Genomic DNA, 14216 nt, shown 5'->3' with positions numbered 1-14216 from the left:
ACCATGAACACCGGCCCCGAGGCGAGGAACAGCGCGGCGGAGACCTCCGCCCCCACGAGCGCGAACAGCGCCGTGGCGACGCCCGCCACCGCCATCGTCAACATCGCGAGCCTGGTCACCAACGATCCCTCCCTCGGTGATCGAAGTCCTCTGGGTCTGATCCGGGACGCGGCCGTCGTCGTCGAAGGCGACCGCGTCGTCTGGGTCGGTGGATCCAGCAAAGCACCGAGCACTGACAACCGGGTCGACGCGGGCGGCCGGGCCGTGATCCCCGGCTTCGTCGACTCCCACTCGCACCTGGTCTTCGCGGGCGACCGCACGGCCGAGTTCAACGCCCGCATGTCGGGGCAGCCGTACGGGGCGGGCGGTATCCGCACGACGGTGGCGGCGACCCGCGCGGCGAGCGACGAGGCCCTGTCGGCGAACGTCGCCCACCACCTGCGCGAGGCCCTCGCCCAGGGCACGACCACCTTCGAGACCAAGTCCGGCTACGGCCTGACGGTCGAGGACGAGGCCCGCGCGCTGCGCATCGCCGCCGCGCACACGGACGAGGTCACCTACCTCGGCGCGCACATCGTCCCCCCGGACCACGCCGACGACCCGGCGGCCTACGTCGACCTGGTCACCGGCCCGATGCTGGACGCCTGCGCCCCGCACGCCCGCTGGGTGGACGTCTTCTGCGAGAAGGGCGCCTTCGACGGCGACCAGGCCCGCGCGATCCTCACCGCCGGCAGGGCGAAGGGCCTCCACCCCCGCATCCACGCCAACCAGCTCTCGTACGGCCCCGGCGTCCAGCTGGCGGTGGAACTGGACGCGGCGAGCGCGGACCACTGCACGCACCTGACGGACGCGGACGTGGACGCCCTGGCGTCGGGAAACACGGTCGCCACGCTCCTCCCCGGTGCGGAGTTCTCCACCCGCGCCGAGTGGCCGAACGCCCGCCGCCTCCTGGACGCGGGCGTCACGGTGGCCCTCTCCACCGACTGCAACCCGGGCTCCTCCTTCACCTCCTCCGTCCCCTTCTGCATCGCCCTGGCGGTCCGGGACATGCGCATGACCCCCGACGAGGCCCTCTGGTCCGCCACGGCCGGCGGCGCGGCGGCCCTCCGCCGCACGGACGTGGGCCGCCTCGCCCCCGGAGCCCGAGCCGACCTCGTCCTCCTGAACGCCCCGTCCCACGTCCACCTGGCCTACCGGCCGGGGGTGCCGCTGGTGTCGGAGGTGTGGCGGAGGGGGGCGCGGGTGGCCTGACCGGTCCGACCCGTCGGGTGCGGCCGGCGGGCCCTCGTGTGCGGCGCCCTCCCTCAGGCCCGGTGGCCGAGCACGTTGACGACCCGGCCGTCCGGGTCCCGTACGAAGAAGCGCCGCACGCCCCACTCCTCGTCCGTCAGCGGGTGCACGACCTCCGCGCCCGCCGCCCGCACCGCCGCGTACGCCGCGTCCACGTCCTCCACCTCCACGCTCAGGTCGGGGGCGACCGGGGCGGTCAGGTCCGCGCCCATGAGGCTGACCTGGGCGGCGGGCACGGCCGGCGAGGCCAGGGTCGCGATCCAGCCGTGGTCCATGACCTGCTCGAAGCCGAGGAGTCCGTAGAAGTCCCTGTTCTGCTCCGGGGATTCCGTACGGAGGTTGGGGACCACACGGCGCACGCTCATCGGGTACTCCTCGGCACGGGAAACGGCGTTCGGCGGCGTTCGACGTCGTTCGGCGGTGTTCGGCGGAACTCATGGACCACCTGGATCTCCCCCACGATATGCGCGTTGAACTCCTCCAGCTCCTCCGCCGGCACCCACAGCTCCAGGATCGACCGCCCGCCCGCCTGTCGCACCGGATACCTGCGCAGGAACTCCGCGTCGACCTCGAAGCGCGTGACGAAGCCCGCGCCGTCGTGCCCGACGTTCCAGTCGCGGGCGATCCGGACCGCGTAGTCCTCGTTCATCACCGGATAGAAGATCGGCTGCTCCGGAAGCCGCGGCGGCCAGGCGCGCCATCCCGACGCGCGGACGAGGTCCAGCTCCACGGGGCCCGTGGGGCGCCAGAGGGTCGTCGTCGGGCGGGGGGCGGTCATGGCGTCGCCTTCTTCCGGGAAGGGGGAGAGGCCGACGGTAGCGACGGACCCGTCGCCGTGACCACGGGGTTTTCGTGGTGACGGGGGAGAAGCGACCCTTCCCGCACGGGACTTCGCCGTGGTCCCGCCTTCACGGGCGGACACGGAAGGACCCGGCGTCCCGCCCCCGAGCCGGTCGCGAGGAAGGGCCCGTCCACGGTCGGCCGACCGTGCACGGGCCCCTCCTCACGGCCGGGTTCACGGCTGCGGCCCTCGTGGCGGTTCGGGGCGGGGGCCGGAGGTCACTCCTCCAGGGTGAGGCCCTGGCGCAGCCGGGTGAGGGTGCGGGCGAGGAGCCGGGAGACGTGCATCTGGGAGATGCCGAGCTCCTCGCCGATCTCCGACTGGGTCATGCCGGAGACGAAGCGCAGGGAGAGGATCTGCCGCTCGCGGGAGGGCAGCGAGGCGATCATCGGCTTGAGGGAGGCGATGTACTCGATGCCGGCGATGGCGTGGTCCTCGTAGCCGAGCCGGTCGGCGAGCGCGGCCTCGCCGCCTCCGCCGTCCTCCTCGGTGGGCTGGGCGTCGAGCGAGCTGGCGGTGTACGCGTTGCTCGCGGTCATGCCCTCGACGACCTCCTCCGGCGCGATGCCGAGTTCCTCGGCGAGCTCGGCGACGGTGGGGGAGCGGTCCAGGCGCTGGGAGAGGTCGTCCGTGGCCCGGGCGAGGTCGAGGCGGAGCTCCTGGAGGCGCCGGGGCACGTGCACGGACCAGGAGGTGTCGCGGAAGAAGCGCTTGATCTCGCCGATGATGGTCGGCATCGCGAAGGTGGGGAACTCGACCCCGCGGGAGAGCTCGAAGCGGTCGATGGCCTTGATGAGGCCGATGGTGCCGACCTGGACGATGTCCTCCATCGGTTCGCTGCGGGTGCCGAACCGGGCGGCGGCGAAGCGGACGAGGGCGAGGTTGAGTTCGACGAGGGTGTTGCGGACGTACGCGTGGTCGTGGGTGCCCTCCTCCAGCTCCGCGAGGCGGGCGAAGAGGTCCTTCGACAGGGCGCGCGCGTCGACCGGGCCGATCCGGTCGAGGGGCTGGTCGAGCAGCCGGTCGGCGAGCTCGCCGGGCAGGGGGGCGGTGGGGTCGACGGAAAGGATTGCCGACGGCGCGTCGGGGGTACGCGTGGCGTCGAGCCGGGGTGACATGGGTCTCCTTCGGGTTCTTCTCGCAGCGGTTTGCGGCGCCTCCAAGCCGGCCGTTTCGGGTGTTCTCTCTAGCCCTACCTGCTCGACCGTGAAGGTTGCAAGTGCCATTGATCCCGTTCGTTCCGTTATGAGACGGACCTCGTGTGCATCGAGGGGCGCTCCGCTTGTAATGTTCGAGGACGTCAGTCGGCATCCGCGAGAGCGAGAAGAGGCACGGCCATGGACCGCGAACACATCGGCAGCGCACTGCCCGCGCGGCTGCGGGTCGAGACGCGGGCCGTGGGGGAGAGCGAACTCCTCACACCGGTGGGCGAACTCGACCACCACACCGCCGAACTCCTGCGCGAACCCCTCGACGGGGCACTGGACGCGGGCCGCTCCCGGCTCGTCGTCGACTGCTCCGGTCTGGAGTTCTGCGACTCGACCGGGCTCAACGTGCTGCTCGGCGCCCGGCTGCGGGCGGACGCCGCCGGCGGCGCGGTGCACCTGGTGGGCATGCGGCCCGCGGTGGCCCGGGTGTTCCACATCACGGGGGCGGACACCGTCTTCACCGTCCACGACACGCTCGCGACGGCGCTCCCCGAATGAGCCCGGCCGGACCGGGCAGCCGGTCCTCCGTCCCCGGTTCCGGCCCCGGGCCCGCACGACCCGCACGTCCCGCCCCAGTCCCGTCGATCGGTGAGGTGAAGCGCTGATGGACCAAGCTTCCGACGTCCGTACGCTCGCCCTCGGCGAGACCAGCGGCACGGTGCCGCTCGCCCGCGACTTCACGCGGACGGCGCTCCACGAGTGGGGCTGGCTGCCCGCCGACACCGCCGACCGCAGGGCCGCCGCCGAGGACGTCCTCCTGGTCGTCTCCGAGCTGGTCACCAACGCCTGCCTGCACGCCGACGGGCCCGAGAGCCTGCGCGTCCTGCGGCTGCCCAAGGTGCTGCGCCTCGAAGTCACCGACCGCGGCGCCGGCCAGCCCGCCCCGCGCACCCCGCACCGCGCCGGGCGCCCCGGCGGCCACGGCATGTTCATCGTCCAGCGCCTCTGCCGCGACTGGGGCATCGACCGCACGCCCGGGGCCCCCGGCAAGACGGTCTGGGCGGAGCTCTCCGCGCCCGTCGACTGAGACCGGGCCCCGCCGGGCCCGCCCGGAGTCCGCGAGGACGGCGGGAGCCCCTCCAGGGAACAGCGGGACCCCCCGGGAGCAGCGGGACCTCCCCGAGGACGGTAGGACCCCGAGAACGGCGGGACCCCCGAGAACGGCGAAGGCCGCCGCACCCGATCGGTGCGGCGGCCTTCGTGCGCGTACGGGCCGGGAGCCGCGTCAGTGGACGTCGCCCATGAGGGTCTGGACCTTCTTGCGGTACATCCAGATCGCGAAACCGGCCAGGACCGCCAGGGCCGCCTCCATCGCGATGATCCCCGTCCCGTTCAGGTCGGCGCCCGCGATCGACAGCAGACCGGTGGTGCAGTCGCCGGCTGTGACGGCGAGGAACCAGACGCCCATCATCTGGGAGGCGTACTTCTGCGGCGCCATCTTCGTGGTCACGGAGAGGCCGACCGGGGAGAGGCACAGCTCGCCGATGGTCTGGATCATGTAGATCGTGACCAGCCACATCGGGGAGACCTTGGTGCCGTCGCCCGCCATGTTCATCGGGACGATGAAGACGAAGAAGGACGCGCCGACCAGGACCAGGCCCATCGCGAACTTCACGATGGTGTTCGGCTCCTGGTTCTTGCGGGCCAGCCACAGCCACAGCCAGGCGAAGACCGGCGCGAGCGCCATCACGAACATCGGGTTCAGAGACTGGTACCAGGTGGCCGGGAAGCCGAAGCCGAAGATGGTGCTCGCGGTCTTGTCGTCCGCGAACAGCGACAGCGTCGAGCCGCCCTGGTCGTAGATCATCCAGAAGATGGCCGCGGCCACGAAGAACCAGATGTAGCCGGTCACCCGGGACTGCTCGCCGGAGCTCAGGTCCTTGTCGCGCTTGATGCGCGCCAGGACGGCGACCGGGATGATCAGGCCCGCGAGGGTGATCGGGACCATCGCCCAGTTCAGGGTGTACATGCCGAGGGCGACCACGGCGCCGTAGAACACGGCCACCACGACGGCGGCGAGCGCGACCTTGGTGATGACGGCCTTGCGCTCCTCGGACGACAGCGGGTTCGGGACCTCGCTGCTCTTCGGGTTCAGCGTCTTGCCGAAGGCCAGGAAGACGGCCAGGCCGATGCCCATGCCGACGGCGGCGAGGGCGAAGCCCAGGTGCCAGTTGACCTTCTCGCCGACGGTGCCGATCACCAGCGGGGCGAAGAACGCGCCCAGGTTGATGCCGACGTAGAAGAGCGTGAAGCCGCCGTCGCGGCGCGGGTCGTCCGCGCCCTTGTACAGGTGGCCGACCATCGTCGAGATGTTGGCCTTCAGCAGGCCGGAGCCGACCGCGACGAGCGCGAGGCCGACGAAGAACATCGCCTGGCCCGGGACGGCCAGCGCGACGTGACCGAGCATGATCACGGAGGCCGCTATCGCGACCGTCTTGCGGGCGCCCCAGACGCGGTCGCCGAACCAGCCGCCGGGCATGGCCATGAGGTAGACCATCGAGACGTAGACGGAGTAGATCGCCGTCGCCGTCGCCGCGGTCATCGCGAGGCCGCCGCCCTGGCTGCCCGTGGCGGCGTCCACGCCGCCGGAGACCAGGTACAGGACCAGGAGGGCCCTCATGCCGTAGTAGGAGAAGCGCTCCCACATCTCGGTCAGGAAGAGGGTGGCCAGGCCCCGGGGGTGGCCGAGGAACGTCTTCTCGTACTCGGGAATCCCGGTCGAGGACGCCGTCAGGCTGGACGCCATGTCGATCCTTGCTCTGTCGGGACGCTCGCCTTGTGAGCGGGGTGCGCCCGGTGGGGGAGGCCGGCACCGGCGGAATCGTGGAACTCCGCCGGGATCCACGCCCCGGGAGCGCGTCTTCGCGTCCCGGAACCCGGCCCACAGGTCATTCGCCGTCGTCGAGGCCGGCTGGGCCCACCTCACGCAGAAAAGAGGACCCCGACCCATCAAGCCGGTCAAAGGTCCCCGAATGCCGCTACAGACGTCTCGCCACCATACGACACGACAGTGCCGGATATGGAAGGACTTGAGACATGGATCACAGGCTGAAGTGCAACCGTACAGCGTCATTCGAAGGTCACACATAAGATGCCCACAAGATCCGCAGGGCCCACCCGGGCCCGGCGGATCACGCCCCGGGCCGGGGGCCGTGCGGACTACCATCACTCCATGACCCGTGTACTGCTCGCCGAGGACGACGCGTCCATCTCGGAACCGCTGGCCCGCGCCCTGCGGAGGGAGGGGTACGAGGTCGAGGTCCGCGAGGACGGCCCCGCCGCCCTCGACACCGGCCTCCAGGGCGGCGTCGACCTGGTCGTGCTCGACCTGGGGCTCCCCGGCATGGACGGCCTGGAGGTCGCCCGGCGGCTGCGCGCCGAGGGGCACGCGGTCCCCATCCTGGTCCTCACCGCGCGCGCCGACGAGGTCGACACCGTCGTCGGGCTCGACGCGGGCGCCGACGACTACGTCACCAAGCCCTTCCGGCTCGCCGAACTCCTCGCCCGGGTCCGGGCCCTGCTCCGGCGCGGCGCCACCGAGCCCGCCGCCGCCCCCTCCACCCACGGCGTGCGGATCGACGTCGAGTCGCACCGCGCCTGGATGGGCGACGAGGAACTCCAGCTCACCGCCAAGGAGTTCGACCTGCTCCGGGTCCTCGTCCGGGACGCCGGCCGGGTCGTCACCCGCGACCAGCTCATGCGCGAGGTCTGGGACACCACCTGGTGGTCCTCCACCAAGACCCTCGACATGCACATCTCGTGGCTGCGCAAGAAGCTCGGCGACGACGCGGCGAACCCGCGCTACATCGCCACCGTGCGCGGCGTCGGCTTCCGCTTCGAGAAGAGCTAGGGCCCGTCCGGCTCGCAGACCCCGGGAAGAGAAGAAGCGTGCGCCGCCGTCTGATCAACTCCACGCTCGCCGTGGTGCTCGTCGTCATCGCCGTCTTCGGCGTCTCCCTCGTCATCGTCGAGACCCGCACGATCGCCGGCAGCGCCCAGGAGAGCGTGGACTCGGAGGCGCTGCGGATCGTCTCCATCGTCGACAGCCGGCTCATCGGCGGCGAGCCGGTCAACCCGGACATCCTCGCCGAGCAGAGCGGCGCCAAGCGGTACGCGCAGATCCTCATCCCCGGCCGCGACCCGATCTCGATCGGGGAGCGCCCCGAGGGCGACGTCATCCGCGGCACCGCCGAGGGCGAGCGCGGCGAGACCGTGATCGTCGAGGAGTCCCGCTCGACCGTCACCGCCGAGGTCGGCCGCACCCTGCTGATCATCGGCGCGGTGGCCCTGCTCGCCGTCGTCGCCGCCGTCCTCCTCGCCGTACGGCAGGCCAACCGGCTCGCCTCCCCGCTCACCGACCTCGCCGAGACCGCCGAGCGCCTGGGCTCCGGCGACCCGCGCCCCCGGCACAAGCGGTACGGGGTGCCCGAGCTGGACCGGGTCGCGGACGTCCTCGACGCCTCCGCCGAGCGGATCGCCCGGATGCTCACCGCCGAGCGCCGGCTCGCCGCCGACGCCTCCCACCAGCTCCGCACGCCCCTCACCGCGCTCTCCATGCGCCTGGAGGAGGTCGCCCTCGCCGACGACCTGGACACGGTCAAGGAGGAGGCGACGATCGCGCTCACCCAGGTCGAGCGGCTCACCGACGTCGTGGAACGGCTCCTCACCAACTCCCGCGACCCCCGCACCGGCTCCGCCGTCGCCTTCGACCTGGACGAGGTCGTCAAGCAGCAGATCGAGGAGTGGCGGCCCGCCTACCGCAGCGCGGGGCGGGCCGTCGTGCACTCCGGCAAGCAGGGGATGCGGGCCGTGGGCACCCCGGGCGCGGTCGCCCAGGTCCTCGCCGCCCTGATCGAGAACTCGCTCATGCACGGCGGCGGCACGGTCGCCCTGCGGACCCGGGTCACCGGCAACCAGTCCGTGATCGAGGTCACCGACGAGGGGCCGGGCGTCCCGGCCGACCTCGGCGCGCGGATCTTCGAGCGGGCCGTCAGCGGCCGCAGCTCCACCGGCATCGGCCTGGCGGTCGCCCGCGACCTCGCGGAGGCGGACGGCGGACGGCTGGAACTCCTCCAGCAGCAGCCGCCGGTCTTCGCGCTCTTCCTGGGCCGCGAGGCCCGGAGCGTCTCGGACCGGCCCGCGGACCGCCCCGTACGGTGATCCGCGCGGGGGCGGGCGTCAGACCCGGTCGGGCTGGCGGCGGGTCGCCTGCCGCGGCGCCTGCTCCAGGAACGATTCGGCGGTCTGCACGGCCTCCTTCGCCGGCAGGGCGCGGAAGACCCAGGTGCGGTACGACCAGAAGCGGAACAGGGTCGCGACCCCGATCCCGAAGAACTTGAAGAAGTTGCTCGCCAGCGGACCGTCCCAGCCGAAGCCGTACGTCGCCGTGTAGAGCAGCCCGTTCTGGATCACCAGGCCGATCAGGCTGAAGACCAGGAAGAGGGACATCTCCTTGGTGCGCCGGCCCTTGTCCCGGTCCCGGTAGGTGAAGTACCGGAAGCCGACGTAGTTGAACGCGATGGCCACCACGGTGGCGACGACGCTCGCCCGTACGACGGGGAGGTCCGTGAAGTGGCGCAGGAGGTTGAACACCCCGAGGTCGACGAGGACGCCCACGGCACCCACGGCCCCGAACTTCGCGACCTCGCGGAAGAGCCGGTCGAGTCGCGTGCGCAGCGCGCCGGGTTCACTCATGGTGATGGCTCTGTCCCGTCCGTCCGGGTGACGCCCGGGTGACGTCAACCAGTCCATGCTAACCAGGGCCCCTGGCACATGCCGGTGTACCGCGCGAACCGTGGCCGAACCTCGCCCCCGCCGCCGGACCCTCGGAGGCCGTCTTCCCCCGGTTCCGGCGCCGGTGCTTGTGCCAAAGCACAGCCGGACGCGTGTTCCCCGATGGTGCGGATACCCTAAGGGGGTGACGTTTCCGGTAGTCGGCATGGTCGGTGGCGGTCAGCTCGCCCGTATGACCCACGAGGCGGGCATCCCCCTCGGCATCAAGTTCAAGCTCCTCAGTGACACTCCGCAGGACTCCGCGGCCCAGGTGGTGGGCGAGGTCGTCATCGGCGACTATCGCGACCTGGACACGCTGCGTGACTTCGCGCGCGGATGCGACGTGATCACCTTCGATCACGAGCACGTCCCCACCGAGCACCTGCGGGCCCTGGAGGCGGACGGCATCCCCGTCCGCCCGGGACCCGACGCGCTGGTGCACGCGCAGGACAAGGGGGTGATGCGCGCCCGGCTCGAAGAGATCGGCGCGCCGAGCCCGCGCCACCGCATCGTCGCGGACCCGGCGGACGCGGAGGCCTTCGCGGCGGAGGTCGGGGGCTTCCCGATCATCCTCAAGACCGTGCGCGGCGGCTACGACGGCAAGGGCGTCTGGTTCGTGCGTTCGCCCGAGGACGCCCGCGACCCCTTCCTGGCCGGCGTCCCGGTCCTCGCCGAGGAGAAGGTCGACTTCGCGCGCGAGCTGGCGGCGAACATCGTCCGCTCCCCGCACGGCCAGGCCGTCGCCTACCCGGTCGTGGAGTCCCGCCAGGTCGACGGCGTCTGCGACACCGTGATCGCGCCCGCCCCCGACCTGTCCGAGGAGCTGTCCGGGCAGGCCCAGGAGCTGGCGCTGCGGATCGCCCGGGAGCTGGGCGTCGTCGGCCACCTCGCCGTGGAGCTCTTCGAGACCGCGGACGGCCGCATCCTCGTCAACGAGCTGGCGATGCGCCCGCACAACTCCGGCCACTGGACCCAGGACGGCGCGATCACCTCGCAGTTCGCCAACCACGTCCGGGCGGTCCTCGACCTCCCCCTCGGCGATCCGCGCCCCCGCGCGCGGTGGACCGTGATGTGCAACGTCCTGGGCGGCGACTACCCGGACATGTACTCCGCGTACCTGCACTGCATGGCCAGGGACCCGCAGCTCAAGATCCACATGTACGGCAAGGACGTGAAGCCCGGACGCAAGGTGGGCCACGTCAACACCTACGGCGACGACCTGGACGACGTGCTGGAGCGCGCCCGCCACGCCGCCGGCTACCTGCGAGGGACGATCACCGAATGAGCACCAGCCCCGTCGTCGGCATCGTCATGGGTTCGGACTCCGACTGGCCCGTCATGGAGGCCGCCGCCCAGGCCCTGGACGAGTTCGAGATCCCGTACGAGGTCGGCGTCGTCTCCGCGCACCGCATGCCGCGCGAGATGGTCGCGTACGGCGAGGAGGCCGCCGGCCGCGGGCTCAAGGCGATCGTCGCGGGCGCGGGCGGCGCCGCCCACCTGCCCGGCATGCTCGCCTCCGTCACCCCGCTGCCGGTCATCGGCGTGCCCGTGCCGCTGAAGTACCTCGACGGCATGGACTCGCTGCTCTCCATCGTGCAGATGCCGGCCGGCGTCCCGGTCGCCACGGTCTCCGTCGGCGGCGCCCGCAACGCGGGCCTGCTCGCGGCCCGGATCCTCGCCGCGCACGACCCGGCGCTGCTCGACCGGATGCGCGCCTTCCAGCGGGAGCTGAACGCCCAGGCGACGGAGAAGGGCAAGCGGCTGCGGGCCAAGGTCGAGGGCGCCGAGTCCTTCGGCTTCGCCCGGTGACCGCCGCCGACCGCCTCGCCGAGGCGCGCGAGCTGCTCGCCGGCCACCCGGTGGTGGACGGCCACAACGACCTGCCGTGGGCGCTGCGGGAGCACGTCCGGTACGACCTGGACCGGATGGACATCGCGGCCGACCAGACCGGCGCGCTCCACACCGACCTGGCCCGGCTGCGGGCCGGCGGCGTCGGCGCCCAGTTCTGGTCGGTGTACGTGCCCTGCCGGCTCGCCGGGGACGACGCGGTCAGCGCCACCCTGGAGCAGATCGACGTCGTCGACCAGCTCCTGGAGCGGTACGCGGCCGACCTGGCGCCCGCGCTGACGGCGGACGACATGGAGGCGGCCCGGAAGCAGGGCCGCATCGCGTCCCTCAAGGGGGCCGAGGGCGGCCACTCGATCAACAACTCCCTCGCCACCCTGCGCGCGCTGCACGCCCTGGGCGTGCGCTACATGACGCTCACCCACAACGACAACAACGACTGGGCGGACTCGGCGACCGACGACCCCGGCGTCGGCGGGCTCTCCGCCTTCGGCCGTCAGGTCGTCCGCGAGATGAACCGCTCCGGCATGCTGGTCGACCTCTCGCACGTGGCCGCGACGACCATGCGGGACGCCCTGGACGCCACCGCCGCGCCGGTGATCTTCTCCCACTCCTCGGCCCGGGCGGTCTGCGACCACCCGCGCAACGTGCCGGACGACGTCCTGGAGCGGCTGCCCGCCAACGGCGGCGTCGCGATGGCCACCTTCGTGCCCAAGTTCATCCTCCCGGCGGCCGTCGAGTGGACCGCGCGGGCGGACGAGAACCTGCGGGAGCACGGCTTCGACCACCTCGACACCACGGCCGGGGCGATGGCGCTGCACCGCGCCTTCGAGGAGGCGAACCCGCGCCCGGTGGCCACCGCCGCCACGGTCGCCGACCACCTCGACCACATGCGCGAGGTCGCCGGCGTCGACCACATCGGCATCGGCGGCGACTACGACGGCACGGCCTTCACGCCCTCGGGCCTGGACGACGTCGCCGGCTACCCGAACCTGGTCGCGGAGCTGCTGCACCGCGGCTGGTCGCACCCGGACCTGGCCAAGCTGACCTGGTCCAACGCGGTCCGCGTGCTGCGCGACGCGGAGGACGTCTCCCGCGACCTGAGGGACCGCACGGCCCCGTCGAACGCGACGATCGAGTCCCTGGACGGCGCGGAGGCCTGACGCACGGCCGTACGGGCGCCCGGGCCACGGGCGCCCGGACCGCCTACCGGTCGACGCAGAGGCAGAACGGGTGCCCGACGGGGTCGGCGTACACGCGGAAGTCGCGGTCGGGGGAGCCCGCGTCGAGCAGCTCGGCGCCGAGCGCGAGCACCTGCTCCTCGCCCCGGTCGAGGTCGTCCACGGTCAGGTCCAGGTGGAACTGCTGCTGACCCGTCTCCCCGGGCCAGTCCGGCGCCACGTACCCGGCGACCTCCTGGAAGGCGAGCTGCGTGCCGTCGTGCCCGGAGAGCACGACCCAGGAGTCCCCCTCCTCGGAGTCCTCGGAGACCCGCGGGGAGCCGCCGAGGATTCCGGCGTAGAAGCCGGCGAGGGACAGCGGGTCGGGACAGTCCAGGACGACGGACCGCAGGGTGGCGACGGGCATGGCTCTACCTCTTCGCGTGACGGGGCGCGTGCGGCGGGACGCACGCACGCGTGGGGCGTTCCCACGCCCCACCCCTACCCGGTCCGCGCCCCGGCAAAGGGGCCCGTCGGGGGCCGGCTACGCGCGCGGGCGTCCCATCGCCCGGTACGTCCAGCCCGCCCCGCGCCACCGCGCCGCGTCGAGCGCGTTGCGGCCGTCGAGGAGGATCCGGGCGGACACCGCCCCGCCCAGCTCCGCCGGGTCCAGCTCGCGGAACTCGCGCCACTCCGTCAGGTGCAGCACCACGTCCGCCCCGCGCACGGCCTCCAGGGCCGAGTCCGCGTATCCCAGGGTCGGGAAGAGGCGGCGGGCGTTCTCCATGCCCTTCGGGTCGTAGACGGTGACCTGGCCGCCCTGGAGGTGTATCTGCCCGGCCACGTTCAGGGCGGGGGAGTCGCGGACGTCGTCCGAGTCCGGCTTGAAGGTGGCGCCGAGGACGGCGACCCGGCGGCCCAGGAAGGAGTTCCCGCCCAGGGCCTCGCGGGCCATCTCGACCATCTGGCCGCGCCGCCGCATGTTGATGGAGTCGATCTCGCGGAGGAAGGTCAGGGCCTGGTCGGCGCCCAGCTCGCCCGCCCGGGCCATGAACGCCCGGATGTCCTTCGGCAGGCAGCCGCCGCCGAAGCCGATGCCGGCCCGCAGGAACTTGGCGCCGATCCGGTCGTCGTGGCCGATGGCCTCCGCCAGCTTGGCGACGTCGCCGTCCGCGGCCTCGCAGACCTCCGCCATCGCGTTGATGAAGGAGATCTTGGTGGCGAGGAAGGAGTTCGCGGCGGTCTTCACCAGCTCGGCCGTCGGGAAGTCGGTCACGACGAACGGCGAGCCCTCGCCGACCGGCACCGCGTACACCTCGCGCAGCAGCTTCTCGGCCCGCTCGCCGCGCACGCCGACCACGATCCGGTCCGGGTGCAGGGTGTCGTCCACGGCGAAGCCCTCCCGCAGGAACTCGGGGTTCCAGGCCAGCTCGACGCCGGCCGGGAGCAGGGCCGCGAGCCGCTCGGCCGAGCCGACCGGCACGGTCGACTTGCCGACGACCAGGGCCCCTTCCCGCACGACCCCGGCGAGGGAGGCGAAGGCGGCGTCCACGTAACTCATGTCACAGGCGTACTCGCCGTGCTTCTGCGGGGTGTTCACGCAGACGAAGTGCACGTCGCCGAAGGCGCCGACCTCCTCCCAGGAGGTGGTGAACCGCAGTCGGCCGCTCGACCCCTCGATGCCCGCCACGTGCTTCGCGAGCAGCTCTTCGAGCCCCGGCTCGTACATGGGGACCCGGCCGGAGGACAGCAGCTCGATCTTCTCGGGCACGACGTCGAGCCCGAGCACCTCGAAGCCCAGCTCCGCCATGGCCGCGGCGTGGGTGGCGCCGAGGTAGCCGGTGCCGATCACGGTGATCTTGAGGGCCATGCGGTACTCCAGTGGGTCGGGCGGAATGCCTGCCCGAGCATAGCCGTGCCCTGGCCGGGGGCTCGGGCACGCCCTACCCTTTGAGTTACTTAACGGTAGTTAGCCGACCTGGGAGTGAGTGAGCGTGGCGGGTTCCAAGGACTTCGATCTGTATCGGCCTTCGGAGGAGCACGACATGCTCCGGGAGTCGGTGCGTGCGCTGGCGGAGGCGAAGATCGCGCCGTTCGCGG

At 72.3% G+C, this 14216-nt stretch carries 14 protein-coding genes and 1 pseudogene; 8 read left to right on the top strand and 7 right to left on the bottom strand.

All coding sequences use genetic code 11. From position 1 onward, the window contains the following. The first annotated feature begins 3 nt into the window (after positions 1–3). Positions 4–1251, top strand: coding sequence for an imidazolonepropionase (gene hutI / locus ACIQKA_RS33000; protein ID WP_383152338.1), 1248 nt, complete (start codon positions 4–6; stop codon positions 1249–1251). A 53-nt stretch (positions 1252–1304) separates the two neighbouring features. Here hutI and ACIQKA_RS32995 read toward each other — a convergent pair whose 3' ends face one another. From ACIQKA_RS32995 to ACIQKA_RS32985, 3 genes and pseudogenes are all read right to left on the bottom strand, one after another. Then, positions 1305–1655 carry a VOC family protein gene (locus ACIQKA_RS32995; RefSeq protein WP_383152337.1) on the bottom strand — a complete coding sequence of 117 codons (351 nt, stop codon included), beginning with the start codon at positions 1653–1655 and terminating at the stop codon, positions 1305–1307. Between the two features lie 62 nt (positions 1656–1717). Then, a pseudogene (locus ACIQKA_RS32990) lies at positions 1718–2068 on the bottom strand (hypothetical protein); the annotation flags it as partial. A 281-nt stretch (positions 2069–2349) separates the two neighbouring features. Then, positions 2350–3249: an RNA polymerase sigma factor SigF gene (locus ACIQKA_RS32985; RefSeq protein WP_383159870.1), complete on the bottom strand. Its 900-nt coding sequence runs from the start codon at positions 3247–3249 to the stop codon at positions 2350–2352. A 219-nt stretch (positions 3250–3468) separates the two neighbouring features. On the opposite strand from ACIQKA_RS32985, the gene ACIQKA_RS32980 reads away from it, so the two are divergent. Further along, positions 3469–3837: an STAS domain-containing protein gene (locus ACIQKA_RS32980; RefSeq protein WP_366376954.1), complete on the top strand. Its 369-nt coding sequence runs from the start codon at positions 3469–3471 to the stop codon at positions 3835–3837. 106 nt (positions 3838–3943) lie between these two features. Continuing rightward, the gene (locus ACIQKA_RS32975; protein WP_383159867.1) at positions 3944–4366 is read left to right on the top strand and encodes an ATP-binding protein; all 423 of its coding nucleotides are present in this window, start codon (positions 3944–3946) and stop codon (positions 4364–4366) included. A gap of 198 nt (positions 4367–4564) precedes the next feature. Here the strand turns inward: ACIQKA_RS32975 and ACIQKA_RS32970 are convergent, their stop codons facing one another. Then, a complete protein-coding gene (locus tag ACIQKA_RS32970; protein ID WP_383438362.1) occupies positions 4565–6085 on the bottom strand; it encodes a peptide MFS transporter in 1521 nt (506 codons plus the stop codon). Positions 6086–6511: 426 nt separating this feature from the next. Here ACIQKA_RS32970 and ACIQKA_RS32965 point away from each other — a divergent pair, with 426 nt between their 5' ends. Beyond that, positions 6512–7189 carry a response regulator transcription factor gene (locus ACIQKA_RS32965; protein ID WP_383159863.1) on the top strand — a complete coding sequence of 226 codons (678 nt, stop codon included), beginning with the start codon at positions 6512–6514 and terminating at the stop codon, positions 7187–7189. Between the two features lie 38 nt (positions 7190–7227). Then, positions 7228–8499, top strand: coding sequence for an ATP-binding protein (locus tag ACIQKA_RS32960; protein WP_383159860.1), 1272 nt, complete (start codon positions 7228–7230; stop codon positions 8497–8499). Between the two features lie 18 nt (positions 8500–8517). Here the strand turns inward: ACIQKA_RS32960 and ACIQKA_RS32955 are convergent, their stop codons facing one another. Continuing rightward, a complete protein-coding gene (locus tag ACIQKA_RS32955) occupies positions 8518–9033 on the bottom strand; it encodes a GtrA family protein (RefSeq protein ID WP_383159858.1) in 516 nt (171 codons plus the stop codon). Between the two features lie 223 nt (positions 9034–9256). On the opposite strand from ACIQKA_RS32955, the gene ACIQKA_RS32950 reads away from it, so the two are divergent. The 3 genes from ACIQKA_RS32950 to ACIQKA_RS32940 are packed head-to-tail and all read left to right on the top strand — an operon-like array spanning position 9257 to position 12119. Next, positions 9257–10396: a 5-(carboxyamino)imidazole ribonucleotide synthase gene (locus ACIQKA_RS32950; RefSeq protein WP_383159856.1), complete on the top strand. Its 1140-nt coding sequence runs from the start codon at positions 9257–9259 to the stop codon at positions 10394–10396. Further along, positions 10393–10920: a 5-(carboxyamino)imidazole ribonucleotide mutase gene (purE, locus tag ACIQKA_RS32945; RefSeq protein WP_383159853.1), complete on the top strand. Its 528-nt coding sequence runs from the start codon at positions 10393–10395 to the stop codon at positions 10918–10920. Before ACIQKA_RS32950 ends, purE begins: the two co-directional genes overlap by 4 nt. Then, complete coding sequence (locus ACIQKA_RS32940) at positions 10917–12119, top strand: dipeptidase (protein WP_383159851.1); 1203 nt, start codon at positions 10917–10919, stop codon at positions 12117–12119. The genes purE and ACIQKA_RS32940 overlap by 4 nt, the downstream gene beginning before the upstream one ends. A 43-nt stretch (positions 12120–12162) precedes the next feature. Here the strand turns inward: ACIQKA_RS32940 and ACIQKA_RS32935 are convergent, their stop codons facing one another. Both ACIQKA_RS32935 and ACIQKA_RS32930 read right to left on the bottom strand, forming a co-directional pair. Then, positions 12163–12543 carry a VOC family protein gene (locus ACIQKA_RS32935; protein ID WP_383448968.1) on the bottom strand — a complete coding sequence of 127 codons (381 nt, stop codon included), beginning with the start codon at positions 12541–12543 and terminating at the stop codon, positions 12163–12165. Positions 12544–12660: 117 nt separating this feature from the next. Then, positions 12661–13986 (bottom strand): UDP-glucose dehydrogenase family protein, encoded by a 1326-nt coding sequence (locus tag ACIQKA_RS32930; RefSeq protein WP_383159846.1) that lies wholly within the window; start codon positions 13984–13986, stop codon positions 12661–12663. Between the last annotated feature and the right edge of the window lie 230 nt (positions 13987–14216).

The sequence above is a fragment of the Streptomyces sp. NPDC092045 genome (genome assembly GCF_044756005.1).
Classification (GTDB): domain Bacteria; phylum Actinomycetota; class Actinomycetes; order Streptomycetales; family Streptomycetaceae; genus Streptomyces.
This window is presented reverse-complemented; position numbering and strand designations above follow the sequence as displayed.